This window comes from Streptomyces sp. NPDC111628, assembly GCF_055635195.1.
The window spans coordinates 1,675,251-1,696,578 of record NZ_JBVKBZ010000001.1 but is presented as its reverse complement, the minus strand read 5'-3'; the positions used below and the strand labels follow the sequence as shown (position 1 = coordinate 1,696,578).

Genomic DNA, 21,328 nt, shown 5'->3' with positions numbered 1-21,328 from the left:
ACTAATCCCCACCGAAGTGGTTCATCGTTCGACTTGCATGTGTTAAGCACGCCGCCAGCGTTCGTCCTGAGCCAGGATCAAACTCTCCGTGAATGTTTACCCGTAATCGGGTGACACCACGAGAGCGGAACAGTCGGAGGAATAATCCGACCGTTCACAGCGTCCTCGCTGTTGTGTTACTTCAAAGGAACCTCGTCCCAGCCGAATGGCCGGAGACGGGGTATCAACATATCTGGCGTTGACTTTTGGCACGCTGTTGAGTTCTCAAGGAACGGACGCTTCCTTTGTACTCACCCTCTCGGGCTTTCCTCCGGGCGCTTCCCTTCGGTCTTGCGTTTCCGACTCTATCAGATCTTTCCGATCCGATTTCCTCGGTGCTTTCCAGGTTCCCGCTTTCGCGTTTCCCTTTCCGGCGGTTCCGACTTTATCAGAGATTCTGAGTCGGGATTTCCACCCTCCTGGGCGGCTCCGGACCACGAAGTGATCGGGTGCCCGTCCGAGCGGAGATGTAAACGTACTGGAGCGGGGCGCCCCGATGCAAATCGGGGCGCCCCGCTCCAGGTTGGCGCTGTCGGTGGTCCGACGGGCCGTCAGACCTCCACGACGACGGGCAGGATCATCGGCCGGCGCCGGTAGGTGTCCGAGACCCACTTGCCGAGGGTCCTGCGGATCAGCTGCTGCAACTGGTGCGGCTCGACGACTCCGTCCTGGGCCGAGCGTTCCAGCGTCTCGGTGATCTTGGGGAGCACCGCGGCGAAGGCCGAGTCGTCGATGCCCGAGCCTCGGGCCTGGACGTGCGGCCCGCCGGTGATCTTGCCGGTGGAGGAGTCCATGACCACGAAGACCGAGATGATGCCCTCGTCGCCGAGGATCTTGCGGTCCTTGAGGGCCGGTTCGCCGACGTCGCCGACCGAGAGCCCGTCGACGTAGACGTACCCCGCCTGGACCTTGCCGGTGATCTTCGCCTTGCCCTCGACGAGGTCGACGACCACACCGTCCTCGGCGATGACGATGCGGTCGTGCGGGACGCCGGTCAGGGCGCCCAGCTCGGCGTTGGCACGCAGGTGGCGCCATTCGCCGTGGACCGGCATCAGGTTCTTCGGGCGGCAGATGTTGTAGAAGTACAGCAGCTCGCCGGCCGAGGCGTGGCCCGAGACGTGGACCTTGGCGTTGCCCTTGTGGACGACGTTGGCGCCCCAGCGGGTCAGGCCGTTGATCACGCGGTACACCGCGTTCTCGTTGCCCGGGATGAGGGACGAGGCCAGGATGACCGTGTCGCCGTTGACGATGCGGATCTGGTGGTCGCGGTTGGCCATGCGGGACAGGGCGGCCATCGGTTCGCCCTGGGAGCCCGTGCAGACCAGGACCACCTCGCTGTCGGGCAGGTCGTCCAGCGTCTTGACGTCGACCACCAGGCCCGGCGGGACCTTGAGGTAACCGAGGTCTCTCGCGATGCCCATGTTGCGGACCATGGAGCGGCCGACGAAGGCGACCCGACGGCCGTACTCGTGCGCCGCGTCCAGGATCTGCTGGATGCGGTGGACGTGGCTGGCGAAGCTCGCCACGATGATGCGCTTGCGGGCACTGGCGAAGACCTGCCGCAGGACGTTCGAGATGTCCCGCTCGGGCGGGACGAAGCCCGGTACCTCGGCGTTGGTCGAGTCGGCGAGGAGCAGGTCGATGCCCTCCTCGCTGAGGCGCGCGAACGCGTGCAGGTCCGTGAGGCGGCCGTCCAGCGGAAGCTGGTCCATCTTGAAGTCGCCGGTGTGGACCACCATGCCCGCCGGGGTGCGGATGGCGACGGCCAGCGCGTCCGGGATGGAGTGGTTGACCGCGACGAACTCGCAGTCGAAGGGACCGACGCGTTCGCGGTGCCCCTCCGCCACCTCGAGGGTGTACGGGCGGATGCGGTGCTCCTGGAGCTTGGCCTCGATGAGCGCGAGGGTCAGCTTGGAGCCGATCAGCGGGATGTCCGGCTTCTCCCTCAGGAGGAAGGGGACGCCGCCGATGTGGTCCTCGTGGCCGTGGGTCAGGACGATGCCCTCGATGTCGTCGAGGCGGTCCCGGATGGACGTGAAGTCCGGCAGGATCAGGTCGATGCCGGGCTGCTCCTCCTCGGGGAAGAGCACGCCGCAGTCGACGATCAGCAGACGGCCGCCGTATTCGAAGACCGTCATGTTGCGGCCGATTTCGCCGAGGCCGCCGAGGGGCGTGACCCGGAGGCCGCCCTTGGGAAGCGCCGGGGGCCGGCCCAGTTCAGGATGCGGATGACTCAAAAGACTCTCCTCACCACACGCGCCACGTACCGGTGGGCACGTGGCGCGCATGACGTTCGTGCAGAAGCAGTTGTCGTATGGGGTGCGGGCACCGGTGGCCCGTCTATTCAGTTGTGAAGTCCGTCCGGTCGTGCGGTGGTGCGAAGTCTGATGTCAGAGCTGTACCCCGCCGGCGGCAAGATCGATCTTGAGCTGCTCGGTTTCCTCGGGCGTGAGGCCGACCATGGGGGCGCGCAGCGGTCCCGCGGGCAGCCCCTGGAGGGCGAGCGCGCCCTTGGTGGTCATGACGCCCTGGGTGCGGAACATGCCGGTGAAGACCGGGAGCAGCTTCTGGTGGATCTCCAGGGCCTTCTGTACGTCACCGGCGACGTGCGCGTCCACCATGGCGCGCAGCTCGGGCGTGACGACGTGGCCGACGACGGAGACGAAGCCGACCGCGCCCACGGCGAGCAGCGGCAGGTTGAGCATGTCGTCGCCGGAGTACCAGGCGAGGCCGGAACGCGCGATGGCCCAGCTGGCCCGGCCGAGGTCGCCCTTGGCGTCCTTGTTGGCGACGATCCGCGGGTGCTCCGCGAGGCGGACCAGCGTCTCGGTGTTGATCGGGACGCCGCTGCGGCCGGGGATGTCGTAGAGCATGACCGGCAGCCCGGCGGCGTCGGCGATGGCCGTGAAGTGCAGGTACAGGCCCTCCTGCGGGGGCTTGTTGTAGTACGGCGTGACGAGCAGCAGGCCGTGGGCGCCGACGCGCTCGGCGGTGCGGGCCAGCTCGATGCTGTGCTGGGTGTTGTTGGTGCCGACTCCGGCGACCACGTGCGCCCGGTCTCCGACGGCCTCCAGGACGGCTCGTACGAGGTCCGCTTTCTCCGCGTCGCTGGTGGTCGGGGACTCGCCGGTGGTGCCGTTGATGATCAGGCCGTCGTTGCCTGCGTCCACCAGGTGGGTGGCGAGCCGCTGGGCGCCGTCGAGGTCGAGTGCGCCGTCCGCCGTGAAGGGCGTGACCATGGCGGTGAGGACCCGCCCGAAGGGGATCTGCGGAGTGGAGGTCGGAGCCATGGGTTACACGCTACTCGTTGCTCAGGGCGGGGTCTGCCCTCGGGGGAGGCGGCAGGTCGGAACGGATGTGGAGCCCGGCACTGCCTGCTCGGGGGTTCAAGCAGTGCCGGGTCCCTTTGATCAGGCTAGATGAACTTCTCCAAACGCCGCAATCCGGACACTTCACATGGTTGATGCGTACATCTGTGCCCGGCCGGGCGGGCCGACGGGCCCGGCCCGCTACGGCGCCACGCGGCCGTTGGCGTTGAAGGCGGCGTGGGTGAGCGGCATCAGGCGGGCCCACTCCGCCTCCATCTTCTCGCCGGCCATCTCGATCTCCCGCTGCGGGAAGGAGGGCACCTTGGCCAGCTCGTGCTGGGTGCGCAGGCCCAGGAAGTGCATCAGCGAGCGGGCGTTGCAGGTCGCGTACATCGACGAGTACAGGCCGACGGGGAGCACCGCGCGGGCCACCTCGCGGGCGACGCCGGCGGCGAGCATCTGCTGGTACGTCGCATAGGCCTGGCGGTAGGAGTCCTCCATCGCGCCGCCCACCAGCTCGTGCTGCTCGGGGGTGCCCTCGACGAAGACGTACTTGCCGGGGCGGCCCTGCTGCACCAGCTTGCGGGAGGTGTCCGGCACGTAGAAGACCGGCTGGAGCTCCCGGTAGCGGCCCGACTCCTCGTTGTAGGACCAGCCGACGCGGTGCCGCATGAACTCCCGGAAGACGAAGATCGGGGCGCTCACGAAGAAGGTCATCGAGTTGTGCTCGAACGGGCTGCCGTGCCGGTCCCGCATGAGGTAGTTGATCAGGCCCTTGGAGCGCTCCGGGTCCTTCTTCAGCTCGTCCAGGGACTGCTCCCCGGCGGTGGAGACACGGGCGGCGAACAGCACGTCGGAGTCGGTCGCGGCGCTCTTGACCAGCTCGACGGTGATGTCGCTGCGGAGTTCGATCTTCGGATCGTCGGCGGGGATGTCGGTCACGTGTGGAGGGCCTTCCCAGTCAATCTCGGCGCTTGGCGAGGCCACTCTACGACCCGTCAAGAGGCGCCGAATCGGGCGATCGGTGCCGTGCCGCAATCAAGTCGGCGAAACAGGGCACCTGAAGGGGCGTTCGTTCGTCTGTATGAGTAACAGCACTTGACTCCAGTCCCTGAAGGGAGACGCAGCCCCTATGATCCGCCGGCGTGAACCCGTGCCGTTCGCCTTCGTCGCCGAGGCCGACAGGTTCCGCAGCAATGTCACACCCCCGCCCCGCGAGCGGGCGTCCTTCGGCCAGCTGGCCGGACGCTGGCTCCTCGGCGTCACCGTCGTCGCCGGTCTGGTCGGCTCCCTGGTGATCGGGATGCCCGCCCTGTCGGCAGACCAGCCCTCCTCGCACAAGCAGCCGTCGCAGGCGTCCGAGGGGCGCTAGGCGCGTCGGGCACGGCCGGCCCGGCTCCATCCGGACCCCCGAGGGTGGTGACCGGAGACACAGGTCGGTAGCCTCACCGGGCACAACACTTGCCTTGGAACGAGTGAGGACCAGCCGTGCCCCTGCCCTTCCTGACGGCCGACCGCGCCTTTGACACGGCCGACGACGTCGCGCTGCCGTACGACGACCGCGACCTCTGGCGCCGGCCCTACCGGCCGGGGCCGTGGCGCGTGGGGGCGGCGGCCCTGATGCTGCTGCTCGCCTCGTTCGTCCTGTTCGCGGCGGTCGTCATCGCGGCGACCGGCGGGCCGTCCTCCGCCGGGGTGGTCTTCGGCCTCGCGGTCGTCGTCATCCTCTGCGCGCTGCGGATGCTGCGCATGGGCGCGTGGGTGAGCGCGCACGGTGTGCGTCAGGTGGGCTTCTTCACCACGCGCACGGTCGCCTGGCAGCAGGTCGCCAGCTTGCGCACGGTGCAGCAGCCGGTGCGCTGGCTGGGACTGCCGCGCACCGTGCAGGGACAGGCGCTGCTGCTCGTGCGGCAGGGCCGGTCGGTGGAGCCGATGTCCCCGCTGCTGACCTCGCACAACTCCGACTTCCTCGCCCGCGACGGCGCCTTCAACCGGGCGGCCGACGCGGTGGAGGCGTGGGCGGACGAGTACCGACGGGGCTGACGCGACCGACAGTCCGACGAGGCTGACGCACCCGAAGTCGAGACGCCGGGGCCCGGACCGCGCAGTTGCGGTCCGGGCCCCGGCGTCTGGTATGCGGTCCGCTCAGGCGGCCTCGACCTGCTTGCCGTCGTGCAGGGCGATCGCCCGCTGCATCGCCTTGCGGGCGCGCGGGGTGTCGCGGGCGTCGTGGTAGGCGACGGCGAGGCGGAACCAGCTGCGCCAGTCGCCGGGGGCGTCCTCGGTCTCGGCCCTGCGCAGGGCGAAGACCGCGTCGGCCGACTCCCGGTCGACCCGGCCGCTGGGAGTGCGCTTCAGCTCGTCTACGGGCAGTCCGCCCTCGGCGTCGAGTTCGGCGGCGAGCTGGTTGGCCCTGCGGACGAACTGGGTGTTCTTCCAGAGGAACCACAGGCCGATCACCGGCAGGATCAGCACCGCGACGCCGAAGGTGACGGTGAGGAGGGTGCCGGTCTTGATGAGCAGGACGCCGCGGCTGCCGACCAGGGCGAAGTAGAAGACCAGGACGGCGGCCGTGACGAGGTAGGTGATCTTCGCGCGCATCAGGGTGACGGTCTCAGTTCAGGTCCAGGAAGTGTTCCAGGCCGAAAGTGAGGCCCGGGGTGGTGACCACCCGACGGGCGCCCAGCAGGATGCCCGGCATGAAGCTGCTGTGGTGCAGGGAGTCGTGCCGGACGGTGAGGGTCTCGCCCTCGCCGCCGAGCAGGACCTCCTGGTGGGCGAGCAGGCCGCGCAGCCGGATCGCGTGCACCGGGACCCCGTCCACGTCCGCCCCGCGGGCGCCGTCCAGGGCGGTGGCAGTGGCGTCGGGCGCCGGTGCGGAGCCTGCCTTCTGCCGGGCCTGAGCGATCAGCTGGGCGGTGCGGGTGGCGGTGCCGCTGGGGGCGTCCACCTTGTTCGGGTGGTGCAGTTCGACGACCTCGACGGACTCGAAGTACGGGGCTGCGATCTGCGCGAACTTCATGGTCAGCACGGCGCCGATGGAGAAGTTCGGCGCGATGAGCACGCCGGTCCCCGGGGAGGCGTCGAGCCACGCGTTCAGCTGCGCGAGGCGCTCGTCGGTCCAGCCGGTGGTGCCGACGACGGCGTGGATGCCGTGGCGCAGGCAGTAGTCGAGGTTGTCCATCACCGAGGCGGGCGTGGTCAGCTCGACGGCGACCTGGGCGCCGGACTCGGCCAGCGCCTCCAGGCTGTCGCCCCGGCCGAGGGCGGCGACCAGCTCCATGTCCTCGGCGGCCTCGACCGCCCGTACCGCCTCGGAGCCGATCCGGCCCTTGGCACCGAGGACGGCCACGCGCAGCTTGCTCATGTCACATGCTTCCTTCTCGAACTTCTCGGAACGGGACCGTCAGGCGACGGCGTCGTGCAGCCGGGACGCCTGCTTGTCCTTGAGCGGGCCGATGACCGACAGGGACGGCCGTCGTCCCAGGACGTCGCGGGCGACGGCGCGGACGTCGTCCGGCGTGACCGAGGCTATCCGGGCCAGCATGTCGTCGACCGACATCTGCTCGCCCCAGCACAGCTCGCTCTTGCCGATACGGTTCATCAGCGCGCCCGTGTCCTCCAGACCGAGGACCGTGGAGCCCTGGAGCTGGCCGACGGCGCGGCCGATCTCGTCGTCCGTGAGGCCGTGCTCGGCGACGTGGTCCAGCTCGTCGCGGCAGATCTTGAGCACGTCGTGCACCTGGGAGGGCCGGCAGCCCGCGTACACGCCGAAGAGGCCGCAGTCGGCGAAGCCGGACGTGTACGAGTACACGCTGTAGGCCAGGCCGCGCTTCTCCCGGACCTCCTGGAAGAGGCGCGAGGACATGCCGCCGCCGAGGGCGGTGTTGAGGACGCCCATCGCCCACCGGCGCTCGTCGGTGCGGGCCAGGCCCGGCATGCCGAGGATGACGTGGGCCTGCTCGGTCTTGCGGCCGATCAGCTCGACGCGTCCGGCGGCACGGACGGTGCGCCGGCCGTCGCGCGGGGCGAGCGGCTGGGCCGCCGGGTCCTTGAGGGCGCCGGCCTTCTCGAAGGCGGCGCGGACCTGACGTACGACCTTGTTGTGGTCGACGTTGCCGGCCGCGGCGACCACCAGATGGGTGGGGTCGTAGTGCTTCCGGTAGAAGCGGCGGATGCGGTCGGCGGTGAGGGCGTTGACCGTGTCGACGGTGCCGAGGACGGGGCGGCCCAGCGCGTTGTCGCCGAACATGGTGTGCGCGAACAGGTCGTGCACGCAGTCGCCCGGGTCGTCCTCGGTCATCGCGATCTCTTCGAGGATGGCGCCGCGCTCGACGTCGACGTCCTCCTCCTGGATCAGCGAGCCGGTCAGCATGTCGCACACCACGTCGATGGCGAGCGGCAGGTCGGTGTCGAGCACGCGCGCGTAGTAGCACGTGTACTCCTTCGCCGTGAACGCGTTCATCTCGCCGCCGACCGCGTCGATGGCGGAGGAGATGTCCAGGGCACTGCGCTTGCGGGTGCCCTTGAAGAGCAGGTGCTCCAGGTAGTGGGTGGCGCCGTTCAGGGCCGGGGTCTCGTCGCGGGAGCCGACGTGGGCCCAGATGCCGAAGGTCGCCGAGCGGACCGAGGGGAGGGTCTCGGTGACGATGCGCAGGCCGCCGGGGAGGGTCGTCCTGCGGACCGTGCCGATGCCGTGCTCGCCCTTGATGAGGGTTTGGGTACGGGCGACGGCCCGCGCCTCCGAGGAGGTGCGGGCCGTCGCCGTGGCGCTACGGGACGTCACTTGTCGGCGTCGTCCTTCTTGTCTTCGCTGCCTTCCTCGCCCTCGATCACGGGGATCAGGGAGAGCTTGCCGCGGGAGTCGATCTCGGCGATCTCGACCTGGACCTTCTGGCCCACGCCGAGGACGTCCTCGACGTTCTCCACGCGCTTGCCGCCGGCCAGCTTGCGGATCTGCGAGATGTGCAGCAGACCGTCCTTGCCGGGCAGCAGGGAGACGAACGCGCCGAAGGTGGTCGTCTTGACGACCGTGCCCAGGTAGCGCTCGCCGACCTCGGGCATGGTCGGGTTGGCGATGCCGTTGATCGTGGCGCGGGCGGCCTCGGCGGCCGGGCCGTCGGCGGCACCGATGTAGATGGTGCCGTCGTCCTCGATCGTGATGTCGGCGCCCGTGTCCTCCTGGATCTGGTTGATCATCTTGCCCTTGGGGCCGATGACCTCACCGATCTTGTCGACGGGGATCTTCACGGTGATGATCCGCGGCGCGTTCGGGGACATCTCGTCCGGCGTGTCGATCGCTTCCATCATCACGTCGAGGATGTGGAGGCGGGCGTCACGGGCCTGCTTGAGGGCGGCGGCCAGGACGGAGGCGGGGATGCCGTCCAGCTTGGTGTCGAGCTGGAGGGCGGTCACGAACTCCTTGGTGCCGGCGACCTTGAAGTCCATGTCGCCGAAGGCGTCCTCCGCACCGAGGATGTCGGTGAGGGCGACGTAGTGCGTCTCGCCGTTGATCTCCTGGGAGATCAGGCCCATGGCGATACCGGCGACGGGGGCCTTGAGCGGCACACCGGCGTTCAGCAGCGACATGGTGGAGGCGCAGACCGAGCCCATGGACGTCGAGCCGTTGGAGCCGAGGGCCTCGGACACCTGGCGGATCGCGTAGGGGAACTCCTCGCGCGTCGGCAGCACCGGCACGATGGCGCGCTCGGCGAGGGCGCCGTGGCCGATCTCGCGGCGCTTCGGGGAGCCGACGCGGCCGGTCTCGCCGACGGAGTACGGCGGGAAGTTGTAGTTGTGCATGTAGCGCTTGCGGGTCACCGGGGAGAGGGTGTCCAGCTGCTGCTCCATCCGGAGCATGTTCAGGGTGGTGACGCCCAGGATCTGGGTCTCGCCACGCTCGAACAGGGCGGAGCCGTGCACGCGCGGGATGGCCTCGACCTCGGCGGCCAGGGTGCGGATGTCGGTGACACCGCGGCCGTCGATGCGCTTCTTCTCCTTGATGACGCGCTCGCGCACCAGGGACTTGGTCAGCGCGCGGTACGCGGCGGAGATCTCCTTCTCGCGGCCCTCGAACTCCGGGAGGAGCTTCTCGGCGGCGAGCCCCTTGACGCGGTCCAGCTCGGCCTCGCGCTCCTGCTTGCCGGCGATGGTGAGCGCCTGCGTCAGCTCGGGCTTGACGGCGCCGGTCAGCGCCTCGAGGACGTCGTCCTGGAAGTCCAGGAAGATCGGGAACTCGCCGGTCGGCTTGGCGGCCTTGGCGGCGAGGTCGGCCTGGGCACGGCACAGCACCTTGATGAAGGGCTTCGCGGCGTCCAGACCGGCGGCGACGACCTCCTCGGTGGGCGCCTCGGCGCCGCCCTCGACCAGCTTGATGGTCTTGTCTGTGGCCTCGGCCTCGACCATCATGATCGCGACGTCGCCGTCCTCCAGGACGCGGCCCGCGACGACCATGTCGAAGACGGCGTCCTCGAGCTCGGTGTGCGTCGGGAAGGCCACCCACTGGCCGCGGATCAGCGCGACGCGGACGCCGCCGATCGGGCCGGAGAAGGGCAGGCCGGCCAGCTGGGTCGACGCGGAGGCGGCGTTGATCGCCACGACGTCGTACAGGTGGTCGGGGTTGAGGGCCATGATCGTCGCGACGACCTGGATCTCGTTGCGCAGGCCCTTCTTGAAGGACGGGCGCAGCGGGCGGTCGATGAGGCGGCAGGTGAGGACGGCGTCCTCGGAGGGCCGGCCCTCACGACGGAAGAAGCTGCCGGGGATCTTGCCGGCGGCGTACATCCGCTCCTCGACGTCCACCGTGAGCGGGAAGAAGTCGAGCTGGTCCTTGGGGTTCTTGGAGGCGCTGGTGGCCGACAGCACCATGGTGTCGTCGTCCAGGTACGCCACGGCGGAACCGGCGGCCTGACGGGCCAGGCGGCCCGTCTCGAAGCGGATGGTGCGGGTGCCGAACGCGCCGTTGTCGATCACGGCTTCGGCGTAGTGGGTCTCGTTCTCCACTAGTGGTTTCTCCGATGCTTGTCGTCTTTTGTCCCGCCCGCCCGTGTGGCGGAGGGGACGGTGCCGGAGAAGCGTTCCGTGCAATGCGGGCCGGTCTTCGATCGAAGCACCCGGGGATCTGCCCCCGGGGGCCACTACCGAGGACCGGCGGCTGCGGTGCGGTCCGCTTCTCCTCGTACGTCTTGTTCTTCTGTTACCACACTACAAAGGGGTGGCGACAGCGCGCACGTACAGCAAAGGGAGCGGCCCCCTTCAGAATGGGAACCGCTCCCTTCACGGCGTGCTAGCGGGCGCCCGCCGCACCGCGGCGGATGCCGAGGCGCTCGACCAGCGCACGGAAGCGCTGGATGTCCTTCTTGGCGAGGTACTGCAGCAGCCGGCGACGCTGGCCGACCAGGATGAGCAGACCACGACGGGAGTGGTGGTCGTGCTTGTGGGTCTTGAGGTGCTCGGTCAGGTCGGAGATCCGACGGGACAGCAGAGCGACCTGGACCTCGGGGGAGCCGGTGTCGCCCTCCTTGGTACCGAACTCGGTGATGATCTGCTTCTTCACTGCGGCGTCGAGCGACACGCGTACTCCTCTTGGTCTGTGACTGGCCACCGAGTGCCCCCGGTCTACGTCTCGGGGGATCTTCCGTAACTCGGAAGGCGGGGATCCGCTGGGCGCGACCTCCAGGGCTCGGGGGCTCCGGGGGCGCGTACACAAACGGCCGTCACACAGGGTACCAGCCCGTAGGGACGCCTCCGCCCGTCCCCCGTACCGGTGCCTCCGTCGGTGAACCGCTGACCTGGAAGAACAGGGACAAGTATGGTGACCGCACACTTCGTTGGTACAGCAGGAAGGACCCGGGCGCCATGGCCGATGCCGAGGACAAGGAACTCCGAGCACGCAAGGACCGGGAGCGGGACGAGCTCTACGCCCTCGACATCTCGGGCGTCGAATGGCACAGCGCGCCCGGCACCGAGTCCCACGAGGAACGGGTCGAGATCGCCTACCTGCCGGAGGGCGCCGTCGCGATGCGGTCGTCGCTCGACCACGACACCGTGCTGCGGTACACGGAGGCGGAGTGGCGGGCGTTCGTGCTCGGTGCGCGGGACGGGGAGTTCGACCTGGAGCCGGCTGCGGAGCGCTCCGGGGGCGACGTCGAGTAGAAGGGGAGGAGGCTGTGCCGCACACCCTCCCTCGCTGCGTACGAGGGGGAGCCGGTGTCCCCGTTCCCCGTACGCTGCGCGAGCCGCCCCTCAGTCGCCTGCCATCGACCGCGCCGCGGAGTAGACGTCGAACACGGCGAGAGCCAAGGGGATCAGCGTCAGGAGCACGAAGACCTCGGCGATCTCCATGAAGCGTCCCCAGAAGGGCGTCACGCCGCGCCGAGGGGCGATCAGGCCGATCGCGGTGACCAGCGCCACAGCCGCGGCGACCGCCGCCGCCAGCCAGACGCTGCGCATGTCCAGGGCGGCGGTGTCGCCCTGGAGCGCGTCCCGCACGTACTCCACGGGCGGCTTCATGGCCAGTCCCAGGCCGAGGAAGACCAGACAGGCCAGCCCGGCGGCCAGCGTGGCGGCAACCTGGGTGGTGTACCGGAACAGCTGCGCCCGCATCACCAACGCGCAGCCGCCGACCAGTCCCGCGAGGAGCTCATGGCCACGGCGGGCCTGCGCCGCGATGCGCTCGACGTCCACGGGTTCCGGCGCGCCGGTCTCGTCCCCCGAGTAGGAGCCGCGCGGCTGGCTGGGCGGCTCGAAGCCGATGGGCAGCCGCGCGAAGCGCAGCGACAGGCCCGGCAGGAAGGCGAGGGCGCACACCGACAGGACCGCGCAGACCGCGGCCGTCTCCATCGGCTCCAGCTCCGTCAGCATCGCCACGAACGTCGCGAGCAGGCCGACCACCGACGAGAAGACGAACGCCACGAAGGCGCTGTCCCTACGGCGAGGGACTGCCCGCCGTGCTCGGGGTGAACCGCCCGACGCCCTTCGACATCCTGCTGATCGGCGGACTGTGGACCACGCAGGTCCTGGCGCTGCGCGTTGCGGCGACCGGGAGGCGGTGGAGACCGGTCGCCCTGCCCACTGGGGCACAGATGGTGCAGGCAGTCGGTCGCGGTCAGTCCGGCATGACCGTGCACGAGGTGGGCCGGGTCCCTCCGCAGGGAGCCTCGGCCACGGCACCGGTCCTGGTCATCCGGGACTGCGGCATGCGTCCGCCTCGCGGCCGGGTGACCGGCCTGCCCCGCTCCGAGTACGAGGCACTTCCGACCCTCGCCGACGGGGTCACCCTGTGGTGTACGGAACGGGACCGGCAGTACGTGATGACACAGCCGACCGATGTGGAGGCCAGACTCCTGGGTACGCCCCGGCGGATGGACGGACTGAAGCGCCTGGGCCAGATCGCCCGGTTGCATCCCGTATAACGTGAAAGCGCCTGTTTTTTGTGTCAGTTGTGACGTTGGGCACCGAGGCGGGCAGGGGCACGGGGGCCTGACGGGGGTGGGTCACTCGTGATTAGGCTGGTGTCGGGCGCGACACCAGAACCCGTGAGCGGGCGTCGGCGTCTCAGGGGGAGAACCGGTGGATCGGACGACCTCGGACAATTTCGAATGACAAGCAAGGGTCGCCCCAGCACGGCATGAGGGTGCTCGACCACACCAGGAGGAACTGTGAGCAGCGATCGGGACGGGATCCGCGGGGGCTGGGCTACACCCGGCGATGACCAACCCGACGCGGAGTCCTCCGTCGAGACGACCGGCGAGTTCACCATCGACTACGCGCCGCCCGCCTGGTACACGCAGAACGCGTCCGGCGACGGAGGGCAGGGGGAGGGTGAGGGGGCCGATCCGCCTGCCGGTTCGGCCGGGTCTCCCCCGCCTTCCGCTCCGACGGCCCCGCCCGCGCCTCGTGGTCCGGTTCCGCCGTTGCCGGGGCTGACTCCGCCGCCGCACGCGACGCCCCATGGGCCTTCCTCCGTGCCGGCTCCCGCCCCGGGTGCGCCCTTCACGCCTCCGCCGCCGGGGCCGGGTGCGCCGTTCACTCCGCCCGCGCCGCCGAGCGGAGGACCGGCCGGGGTGCCCAAGTTGCCGGTGGGGAGCGGCTTCGAGCCGCAGCCGTCGCCGTCGCAGCAGTCCGCGCCGCCGGAGCCCGAGCCGGAGGTTCGGACGCCGGAGCCGGAGCCGGAGCCCGTGGCCGAACCGGCGCCTGCTGCGGATCTCGCCTCGCCCACGGCCCTGCCGTCGTTCCCGGCCGGGGGGTTCCAGCTTCAGGCTCCCGTTCCGCCGCCGCCCGCCGAGGAGCCCGGGGCAGCGGCCGAGCCCGAACCTGAACCCGACCGCGAGCCCGACAACGGCGACCTCGACAACGGCGACCTGGAAAGCGGCGCGACCATGCGCTTCTCCGCGGTCGCCCTCAAGCGTGAGATCGCCGAGCGGGCCGCCGCGGAGGACACCGCCGGGGAGGGCCCGGCGGCCGGTACCGACGAGGTCGGTGACACGCCGGACGAGCCCAACGAGCCCTTCGTGAGCACGGGCTTCACTGAGGCCGATACCGATACCGATACCGATACCCACGCCGACGCCAAAACTGACGTCGACACGGAGTCCGGCTTCGAGTCGGACTCCGACGGCGCTTCTCGCGCGGTGTCCGGTGGCGGATACGGCGACGTGGCCGACCCCCGCCTCGGTGGGCCGGCCCCCGACGCCGAGCCGGAGCCGGAACTGGAGCCGGTCGTCCTGGCGGCCGTCGCCGAGTCCGAGTCCGCGGAGCAGACCGTCGCCGAGCCCGAGGACAGCGTCCCGGCGGGGGACGAGCCCGTGGACGCCGTGCCCGCGGACGCGGTGCCCAACGATGCCGCCCCGCCGGCCGACAACGTGCCGCAGGACGCCGTTCCGCAGGACGCGGCGCCACCGGCGCCCGCGGGCATGCCGCCGCTGCCTCCGTCGTACCCGCCGGTCGCGCCCGCGGCGGCCCACCAGTGGCCGGCACAGCCCCAGCCCGCACCCGCCCCTCCCGAGCAGCCGGGGGTACCGGCGCAGCAGCCTCCGTTCCAGCCGCAGGCTCCGCAGCCGGCGCCCGCCGGGTGGGAGGCGCCGCCCGCGGCTCAGCCCGGTTACGGTTTCCCGCAGCCCGGCGCTCAGGCCCCGCAGCCACAGCCCCAGCCCCAGCCCCACTCCCCCGCCCAGCCGCCCGGCGGATACGGCTTCCCTCAGGCGCCGCAGGCTCCGCACGGGCCGTCGCCGCAGCAGCAGCCGTATCCCGGTGTGCCGCAGCAGGCGCCGCAGGCTCCGGGCGGCGGTCAGACTCCGCCCGCCCAGCCCGGTCAGCCGGTCCAGCCCGCCCAACCCGGTCAGCCGGGGCAGGACCCCAACGCACCGCAGGCGGCGCCCCGCCCACACCAGGCGCCCCCTGCGCAGCAGCCGGAGTACCAGCCGCAGGCACAGCAGCCCCAGCCGCCCCATCAGCCGCAGCCGCACCAGCAGCCCGCCGATCCCCGTCTCGGGGCCGCCTGGCCGCAGCCGATGCAGCACGACCAGCGGCAGGCCACCAATCCGGGGGCGGCGCCGCTCGGTTACACGGCGGCCGTGGAGCTGTCGTCCGACCGGCTGGTGAACAACAAGCGGCAGAAGGCGAAGAGCAGCCGCCCCGTGGCCGGCGGTTCGCGGTTCAAGCTGGGCGGGAAGAAGGAGGAGGCCGAGCGGCAGCGGAAGCTGGACCTGATCCGCACCCCGGTGCTGTCCTGCTACCGCATCGCCGTGATCAGCCTCAAGGGCGGTGTCGGCAAGACGACGACCACCACCGCGCTCGGCTCCACGCTCGCCACCGAGCGGCAGGACAAGATCCTCGCGATCGACGCCAACCCGGACGCCGGTACGCTCGGCCGACGGGTGCGCCGGGAGACCGGAGCCACCATCCGGGACCTCGTCCAGGCGATCCCGTATCTCAACTCGTACATGGACATCAGGCGGTTCACCTCGCAGGCCTCGTCCGGTCTGGAGATCATCGCCAACGACGTCGACCCGGCCGTGTCCACGACCTTCAACGACGAGGACTACCGGCGCGCGATCGACGTGCTCGGTCAGCAGTACCCGATCATCCTCACCGACTCGGGCACGGGTCTCCTCTACAGCGCCATGCGGGGCGTGCTCGACCTCGCCGACCAGCTCATCATCATCTCGACGCCGTCCGTGGACGGTGCGAGCAGCGCCAGTACGACCCTGGACTGGTTGTCGGCGCACGGGTACGCCGACCTCGTCTCGCGGTCGATCACGGTCATCTCCGGGGTCCGCGAGACGGGCAAGATGATCAAGGTCGACGACATCGTGGGGCACTTCCAGACCCGCTGCCGGGGTGTCGTCGTGGTCCCGTTCGACGAGCATCTGTCCGCCGGTGCCGAGGTCGACCTCGACATGATGCGGCCGAAGGTGCGGGAGGCGTACTTCAACCTCGCGGCCATGGTCGCCGAGGACTTCGTCCGCCACCAGCAGTCGCACGGCCTGTGGACGTCCGACGGCAATCCGCCGCCGGTCGCCGCCCCGCCCATGCCGGGCCAGCAGATGCCGGGCCAGCAGATGCCCGGTCAGCCGATGCCGCCGCAGCAGGGCCAGCCGTACCCGCCGCAGCCCGGGCCCGGACAACAGCAGCCGTACCCCCAGCCCGGTTACGGCCAGCCCTACGCCCAGCCCGGTTACGGATATCCGCAACAGGGACAGCCGGGGCAGCCAGGACAGCCGGGGCAGGCATCCCAGCCGCCGCAGCAGGGGCAGACGCCCCCTCCGCCCCCGCCCCAGCAGTAGCCCCACCACCTCCGAAGGCCCGCGCCGTCCTCGACGGCGCGGGCCTTCGGGCGTGTGCGAACGGCAACGTCCGCCCCAGCCGTCACGCTCTCACCAGGCAAGCGCCAGTGGTCTGCGCCAATGAGGGTCACGTCTGGGTCAACTCGTCGTTTCCGCAGGCCACATGGGGTTTGACATACCGTTGACGCGCGCAGACTGCCGCTGGTAGACACACACTTCATTCCGCGTTCACCACCGTTCAAGCCCGCCCCACGCGAGGACGCCCGGCGTCTGCGCGTGCGATGACGCGAGGTCAGGTAGTCATGAACAGACACGATCAGCACGGCAGCGGACGTACCGCCCACCGGCCGTGGCGCACCCGTCTCCTCGCGGCAGCAGGCGCCGGTGCGCTGCTCCTCGCGTCGGGGGCGGTCGCTCCCTCGGTCTCGGCGAAGGAGGGCGACGGCGGCGACGGGGGCGACAAGGTGCTCACGGTCGCCGTGGCGCAGAGCGTCGACTCGCTCAGTCCCTTCCTGGCGGTACGGCTGCTCAGTACGAGCATCCACCGGCTGACGTACGAGTACCTGACCAACTACGACGCCAAGGACAACCACGTCATACCGGGGCTCGCCACCGAGTGGAAGTCCTCGCCGGACAAGCTGACCTGGACCTACACGATCCGTTCCGACTCCAAGTGGTCGGACGGCGAGCAGGCCACCGCCGAGGACGCGGCGTGGACGTTCAACACGATGATGACCGACCCGGGCGCCGCCACCGCCAACGGCAGCTTCGTCGGCAACTTCGAGAAGGTCACCGCGCCCAGCCCGACCCAGCTGGTGATCCGGCTGAAGAAGCCGCAGGCCACGATGACCGCGCTGGACGTGCCGATCGTGCCCAAGCACGTCTGGGAGAAGGTCGACGACTTCTCGAAGTTCAACAACGACAAGGACTTCCCCGTAGTCGGCAACGGTCCGTTCGTGCTCACCGACTACAAGCCGGACAGCTATGTGCGGCTCAAGGCCAACAAGGACTTCTGGCGCGGCGCCCCGAAGTTCGACGAGCTGGTCTTCCGCTACTACAAGGACCAGGACGCCGCCGTCGCCGCCCTGCGCAAGGGCGAGGTGTCGTTCGTCGCCGGGTCGCCGTCGCTGACTCCGGCCCAGGCCGACTCGCTCAAGGGCGAGGAGAACATCCGCGTCAACGACGCCCCCGGCCGCCGCTTCTACGCCCTGGCCACCAACCCCGGCGCGCGGGCGCAGGACGGGACGAAGTTCGGGGACGGCGACCCCTCGCTGCTGGACCAGCGGGTGCGCAACGCGCTGTTCATGGCGGTGGACCGCAAGGCGATCGTCGACAAGGTGTTCCAGGGCCACGCGGTCGAGGGCGCCGGCTACATCCCGCCGCGCTTCTCCTCGTACTTCTTCGAGCCGTCGGCCCAGCAGGAGCTGGCCTACGATCCCGCGAAGGCCGCCCAATTGCTCGACGAGGCGGGCTACCGGACGGACTCCGACGGCAAGCGCCTCGGCAAGGACGGCAAACCGCTGGACTACCGCCTCCTGTGCCACGCCACCGACCCGAACGACAAGGCGGTCGGCAAGTACGTCCAGGAGTGGTGGGGCGAGCTGGGCATCTCGGTCACCCTCAACTGCCTGGACAACGTGACCGATCCGTGGCTGGCCGGCAAGTACGACCTCGCCTTCGACGGCTGGTCCGTCAACCCCGACCCGGACTTCGTGCTCTCCATCCACACCTGCGCGGCGCTCCCGGCGACGCCGAAGGACACCGGCGCCACCGACAACTTCATCTGCGACAAGAAGTACGACGACCTGTACGCACGGCAGTTGGGCGAGTACGACGCCGGCAAGCGGGCTCAGATCGTCAAGCAGATGCAGTCCCGGCTGTACGACACCGGGTACATGAACGTCATGGCGTACCCGAACGCGGTCGAGGCCTACCGCACGGACCAGATCAAGTCGATCACCACGATGCCGTCGGACGCGGGCAACATCTACGGGCAGGACGGCTACTGGAGCTGGTGGTCGGCGGTGCCCGCGGACTCCGGTGACTCCTCCGGGGGTTCGTCGTCGACCGGGACCGTGATCGGGATCGCCGCCGGCGTCGTCGTCCTCGTCGGTCTCGGGGTGCTGTTCGCCGTCCGCCGCCGGGCGTCGGCCGACGACCGTGAGTAGCGACACCGGCTCCGCCGTCGAGAAGCGGGCTCCCGCGGCCGCGGCGCCGCGGGGGCCGGGCCGCAGCGCGTACCCGCGGTACGTGGCGGGGAAGCTGGCGGGCGCGGCCGTCTCGCTGTTCGCCGTGCTCGTCACGAGCTTCTTCCTCTTCCGGCTGATCCCCGGCGATCCGGTGAAGTTCATGACCGGTGGCCGCCCGGTGTCGGCCGAGCAGCTCGCCGTGTACAAGGAGGAGTTCGGGCTCGACCTGCCGCTGTGGGAGCAGTTCACGGACTACTGCGCCAAGGCGCTGAGCGGGGACCTGGGCACGTCGTACCAGTTCCACGCGCCCGTCGTCGACAAGATCACCGAGGCGCTGCCGAACACGCTGCTGCTCACCGGCACGGCCTTCGTGCTCTACACCGCGCTGGGTGCCTTCCTCGGCACCCGCTCGGCGTGGCGGCACGGCGGGCTCGGCGACCGGCTCAACACCGGTCTGGCGCTGACGCTGTACTCCATCCCGTCCTTCTGGCTGGGGCTGCTGCTCATCATCGTGCTGTCGGTGGGGGTGGACCCGATCCCGGGGCTGTTCCCGACCGGGGGCATGGAGTCGGGCCGCGAGGAGGGCTTCGCGCACGTGCTCGACGTCGCGCACCATCTCGTGCTGCCGGTGGTGACGCTGGTCGCGGTGGAGTACGGGCAGACGCTGCTCGTCACCCGGTCGGCGCTGCTGGACGAGATGGGCAGCGACTATCTGACGACCGCGCGGGCCAAGGGGCTCAGGGACGATCTCGTACGGCGCCGGCACGCCGTGCCCAACGCGCTGCTGCCGACGGTGACGCTGGTCTTCGTCAACCTGGGACGGACCGTGGCGGGGGTCATCCTCGTCGAGACGGTCTTCTCCTGGCCGGGTCTCGGCGGGCTGTTCTACCAGGCGCTCAGTGTGCCCGATCTGCCGCTGGTGCAGGGGCTGTTCTTCGTCTTCGCCGCCGCGGTGATCCTGATGAACACCCTGGCCGACCTGCTGTATCCGATGCTCGATCCGAGGGTGGGCCGATGAGCGCCGAGACCACCGAGACCACCAAATCCACGTCCGGGCCTCCTGCGAAGTCCGGTGCACCGAGTCCGCGCGCGCTCGCCCGGCGGCGGCGCCGTGCCTCCGTCGCACGCTTCTGGAAGGAGTACCGCAAGCACCGTGCGGGGGTGCTCGGGCTGGCCACGCTGGTGCTGTTCGTGCTCGTGGCACTGACCGCGCCGCTGACCGTCGGGTCGGACGTGGACAGCGTGACCGACGCGCCGGGGCAGCCGCTGGAGAGCCCGAGCGGCCGGTTCCCGCTGGGCACCGACCAGTTCGGGCGGAGCCTGCTGGGCCTGCTGATCTGGGGCTCGCGCGTCTCGCTCCTGGTCGGGCTGCTCGCGGCGGTGCTCTCGGTGCTGATCGGCGCGCTCATCGGGATCACGGCCGGCCACTTCCGCGGCTGGTACGCCACGGTGATGATGCGGATCACGGACTGGTTCCTGGTGATGCCGACGCTGGTGCTGGCGATCGTGCTGGCGACGGTGCTGTCCCGGTCGCTGGGCACGATCGTGCTCGCGATCGGCGTGACCACCTGGCCGACCACGGCCCGGCTGGTGCGGGCGCAGACGCTGGCGGTGGAGTCGCGGCCGTACATCGAGCGAGCGAAGGCGCTCGGGGGCGGGCACTGGCACATCATGTCCCGGCACGTGCTGCCCAACGTCATGCCGCTGATCCTCGCGCAGACCACCCTGATCATCTCCTCCGCGATCCTGGCCGAGGCGACCCTGGCCTTCCTCGGGCTCGGGGACCCGGCGGTCGTGTCCTGGGGCGGGCTGCTGCAGGACGCGCGAGAGGCGGGGTCGGTGAGTTCCGGCGACTGGTGGTATCTGGTGCCGCCGGGCATCGGGATCGCGGTGGTGGCGCTGGCGTTCACGCTGTCCGGGCGTGCGGTCGAGGCCGTTCTCAATCCCAGGCTGGGGGTGTCCCGTTGAGTCTGCTCGAGGTGCGGGACCTGAAGGTGACGTATCCCGGCGGTGCGGCCGCCGTGCGCGGGGTCGACCTGACCCTGGCGGCGGGCGAGAAGCTCGGCATCGCGGGCGAGTCCGGCTGCGGCAAGTCCACGCTGGCCCTGGCGCTGCTGCGGCTGCTGCCGCCGGGTGCGCGGGTCGGTGGAAAGATCCTGCTGGACGGCGAGGACGTGCTCACGATGAAGTGGGGGCGGGTGCGGGCGGTCCGCTGGGCGGGCGCGTCGATCGTCTTCCAGGGCGCGATGCACTCCCTGAACGCCGTGCACCGCATCGGCGACCAGATCGCCGAGCCGATCCTGCTGCACCGCAGGGCCACACCGGCAGCGGCCCGCAAGCGGGCCGGTGAGCTGCTGGAGCAGGTCGGTCTTCCGGCGGCGCGAGCGAGTGCCTACCCGCACGAGCTGTCCGGCGGCCAGCGGCAGCGGGTGATGATCGCGATGGCGCTGGCCTGCGATCCTCGGCTGATCATCGCGGACGAACCGACCACGGCGCTCGACGTGATGATCCAGGCGCAGATCCTGCGGCTGATCGAGGGGCTGGTGGGCGAGCAGGACGTCGGCCTGATCATGATCAGCCACGACCTCGCCGTGCTGGCCGACACCTGCGACCGGCTCGCGGTGATGTACGCGGGCCGGGTGGTCGAGGAGGGCCCGGCCCGGCAGGTCTACGACGACGCCCGTCATCCCTACGGCCGGGCGCTGTCGGAGGCGTTCCCCACGATCGGGGACCCGGCCTCGAGGTTCGCGCCCCGCGGCCTGCCGGGCGACCCGCCCGACCCGGCGGCGGTGCCGTCCGGGTGCGCGTTCCATCCGCGCTGCCCGGTGGCGCTGGACCTCTGTGCCACCCAGGACCAGCCGCTGCGGGACGCGGGCACGCGACGCCGGGCGGCATGCGTCCATGTCGGTCCGGACGGCTCGGTGCCGCCGGACGGCGACGGGGCGACTGCCGGGACCGCACCCGGGAAAGCCGCCGGGGGCGGGAACGGGGCCGAGGGCGAGAGGCC

General features: G+C 70.4%; 15 protein-coding genes, 1 rRNA gene and 3 pseudogenes. 9 read left to right on the top strand and 10 right to left on the bottom strand.

Annotation, left to right across the window (positions count from 1 at the left end):
- The 4 genes from ACZ7MF_RS08085 to thyX form a co-directional block, all read right to left on the bottom strand.
- Positions 1-93 (bottom strand): 16S ribosomal RNA (locus tag ACZ7MF_RS08085); the annotation flags it as partial.
- Positions 94-590: 497 nt separating this feature from the next.
- Positions 591-2,276 (bottom strand): ribonuclease J, encoded by a 1,686-nt coding sequence (locus ACZ7MF_RS08080; RefSeq protein ID WP_471475151.1) that lies wholly within the window; start codon positions 2,274-2,276, stop codon positions 591-593.
- Between the two features lie 153 nt (positions 2,277-2,429).
- On the bottom strand, positions 2,430-3,329 hold the full coding sequence (dapA, locus tag ACZ7MF_RS08075; RefSeq protein ID WP_471475150.1) for a 4-hydroxy-tetrahydrodipicolinate synthase: 900 nt from the start codon (positions 3,327-3,329) through the stop codon (positions 2,430-2,432).
- Positions 3,330-3,548: 219 nt separating this feature from the next.
- Positions 3,549-4,289 carry an FAD-dependent thymidylate synthase gene (gene thyX / locus ACZ7MF_RS08070; RefSeq protein WP_471475148.1) on the bottom strand — a complete coding sequence of 247 codons (741 nt, stop codon included), beginning with the start codon at positions 4,287-4,289 and terminating at the stop codon, positions 3,549-3,551.
- Positions 4,290-4,479: 190 nt separating this feature from the next.
- On the opposite strand from thyX, the gene ACZ7MF_RS08065 reads away from it, so the two are divergent.
- The gene (locus ACZ7MF_RS08065; protein ID WP_159330385.1) at positions 4,480-4,719 is read left to right on the top strand and encodes a hypothetical protein; all 240 of its coding nucleotides are present in this window, start codon (positions 4,480-4,482) and stop codon (positions 4,717-4,719) included.
- A gap of 116 nt (positions 4,720-4,835) precedes the next feature.
- Complete coding sequence (locus ACZ7MF_RS08060; RefSeq protein WP_471475147.1) at positions 4,836-5,390, top strand: hypothetical protein; 555 nt, start codon at positions 4,836-4,838, stop codon at positions 5,388-5,390.
- Between the two features lie 102 nt (positions 5,391-5,492).
- Here the strand turns inward: ACZ7MF_RS08060 and ACZ7MF_RS08055 are convergent, their stop codons facing one another.
- The 5 genes from ACZ7MF_RS08055 to rpsO all read right to left on the bottom strand — a co-directional run bounded on the left by ACZ7MF_RS08055 (position 5,493) and on the right by rpsO (position 10,920).
- On the bottom strand, positions 5,493-5,948 hold the full coding sequence (locus ACZ7MF_RS08055) for a tetratricopeptide repeat protein (RefSeq protein ID WP_356866888.1): 456 nt from the start codon (positions 5,946-5,948) through the stop codon (positions 5,493-5,495).
- 13 nt (positions 5,949-5,961) lie between these two features.
- Positions 5,962-6,714, bottom strand: coding sequence for a 4-hydroxy-tetrahydrodipicolinate reductase (gene dapB, locus ACZ7MF_RS08050; RefSeq protein WP_102932732.1), 753 nt, complete (start codon positions 6,712-6,714; stop codon positions 5,962-5,964).
- A gap of 39 nt (positions 6,715-6,753) precedes the next feature.
- Positions 6,754-8,133: a M16 family metallopeptidase gene (locus ACZ7MF_RS08045; RefSeq protein WP_121716261.1), complete on the bottom strand. Its 1,380-nt coding sequence runs from the start codon at positions 8,131-8,133 to the stop codon at positions 6,754-6,756.
- Positions 8,130-10,349, bottom strand: a complete 2,220-nt coding sequence (locus ACZ7MF_RS08040; protein ID WP_471475145.1) for a polyribonucleotide nucleotidyltransferase — start codon at positions 10,347-10,349, stop codon at positions 8,130-8,132. The genes ACZ7MF_RS08045 and ACZ7MF_RS08040 overlap by 4 nt, the downstream gene beginning before the upstream one ends.
- Positions 10,350-10,632: 283 nt before the next feature.
- On the bottom strand, positions 10,633-10,920 hold the full coding sequence (gene rpsO / locus ACZ7MF_RS08035; RefSeq protein ID WP_003973291.1) for a 30S ribosomal protein S15: 288 nt from the start codon (positions 10,918-10,920) through the stop codon (positions 10,633-10,635).
- 284 nt (positions 10,921-11,204) lie between these two features.
- Here rpsO and ACZ7MF_RS08030 point away from each other — a divergent pair, with 284 nt between their 5' ends.
- Positions 11,205-11,501: a DUF397 domain-containing protein gene (locus tag ACZ7MF_RS08030; protein WP_127894090.1), complete on the top strand. Its 297-nt coding sequence runs from the start codon at positions 11,205-11,207 to the stop codon at positions 11,499-11,501.
- Positions 11,502-11,591: 90 nt separating this feature from the next.
- Here the strand turns inward: ACZ7MF_RS08030 and ACZ7MF_RS08025 are convergent.
- Positions 11,592-12,272, bottom strand: a pseudogene (locus ACZ7MF_RS08025) (type VII secretion integral membrane protein EccD); the annotation flags it as partial.
- A gap of 8 nt (positions 12,273-12,280) precedes the next feature.
- On the opposite strand from ACZ7MF_RS08025, the pseudogene ACZ7MF_RS08020 reads away from it, so the two are divergent.
- The 6 genes and pseudogenes from ACZ7MF_RS08020 to ACZ7MF_RS07995 all read left to right on the top strand — a co-directional run.
- A pseudogene (locus ACZ7MF_RS08020) lies at positions 12,281-12,760 on the top strand (hypothetical protein); the annotation flags it as partial.
- A 246-nt stretch (positions 12,761-13,006) separates the two neighbouring features.
- On the top strand, positions 13,007-16,132 hold the full coding sequence (locus ACZ7MF_RS08015) for an SCO5717 family growth-regulating ATPase (RefSeq protein ID WP_471475144.1): 3,126 nt from the start codon (positions 13,007-13,009) through the stop codon (positions 16,130-16,132).
- Positions 16,133-16,434: 302 nt separating this feature from the next.
- The gene (locus ACZ7MF_RS08010; RefSeq protein ID WP_471475142.1) at positions 16,435-18,300 is read left to right on the top strand and encodes an ABC transporter substrate-binding protein; all 1,866 of its coding nucleotides are present in this window, start codon (positions 16,435-16,437) and stop codon (positions 18,298-18,300) included.
- Positions 18,293-19,339 (top strand): ABC transporter permease, encoded by a 1,047-nt coding sequence (locus ACZ7MF_RS08005; RefSeq protein WP_471475141.1) that lies wholly within the window; start codon positions 18,293-18,295, stop codon positions 19,337-19,339. Before ACZ7MF_RS08010 ends, ACZ7MF_RS08005 begins: the two co-directional genes overlap by 8 nt.
- Positions 19,336-20,289, top strand: a complete 954-nt coding sequence (locus ACZ7MF_RS08000; protein ID WP_471475139.1) for an ABC transporter permease — start codon at positions 19,336-19,338, stop codon at positions 20,287-20,289. The genes ACZ7MF_RS08005 and ACZ7MF_RS08000 overlap by 4 nt, the downstream gene beginning before the upstream one ends.
- A pseudogene (locus tag ACZ7MF_RS07995) lies at positions 20,286-21,320 on the top strand (ABC transporter ATP-binding protein); the annotation flags it as partial. The gene ACZ7MF_RS08000 and the pseudogene ACZ7MF_RS07995, both read left to right, overlap by 4 nt.
- Between the last annotated feature and the right edge of the window lie 8 nt (positions 21,321-21,328).

Bases quoted from the DNA above. Each gene is read 5' to 3' on its own strand.
- ACZ7MF_RS08055 (WP_356866888.1), bottom strand. From the start codon at position 5,948: ATGCGCGCGAAGATCACCTACCTCGTCACGGCCGCCGTCCTGGTCTTC.
- dapB (WP_102932732.1), bottom strand. From the start codon at position 6,714: ATGAGCAAGCTGCGCGTGGCCGTCCTCGGTGCCAAGGGCCGGATCGGC.
- ACZ7MF_RS08065 (WP_159330385.1), top strand. From the start codon at position 4,480: ATGATCCGCCGGCGTGAACCCGTGCCGTTCGCCTTCGTCGCCGAGGCC.
- dapA (WP_471475150.1), bottom strand. From the start codon at position 3,329: ATGGCTCCGACCTCCACTCCGCAGATCCCCTTCGGGCGGGTCCTCACC.
- ACZ7MF_RS08000 (WP_471475139.1), top strand. From the start codon at position 19,336: ATGAGCGCCGAGACCACCGAGACCACCAAATCCACGTCCGGGCCTCCT.
- ACZ7MF_RS08030 (WP_127894090.1), top strand. From the start codon at position 11,205: ATGGCCGATGCCGAGGACAAGGAACTCCGAGCACGCAAGGACCGGGAG.
- ACZ7MF_RS08010 (WP_471475142.1), top strand. From the start codon at position 16,435: ATGAACAGACACGATCAGCACGGCAGCGGACGTACCGCCCACCGGCCG.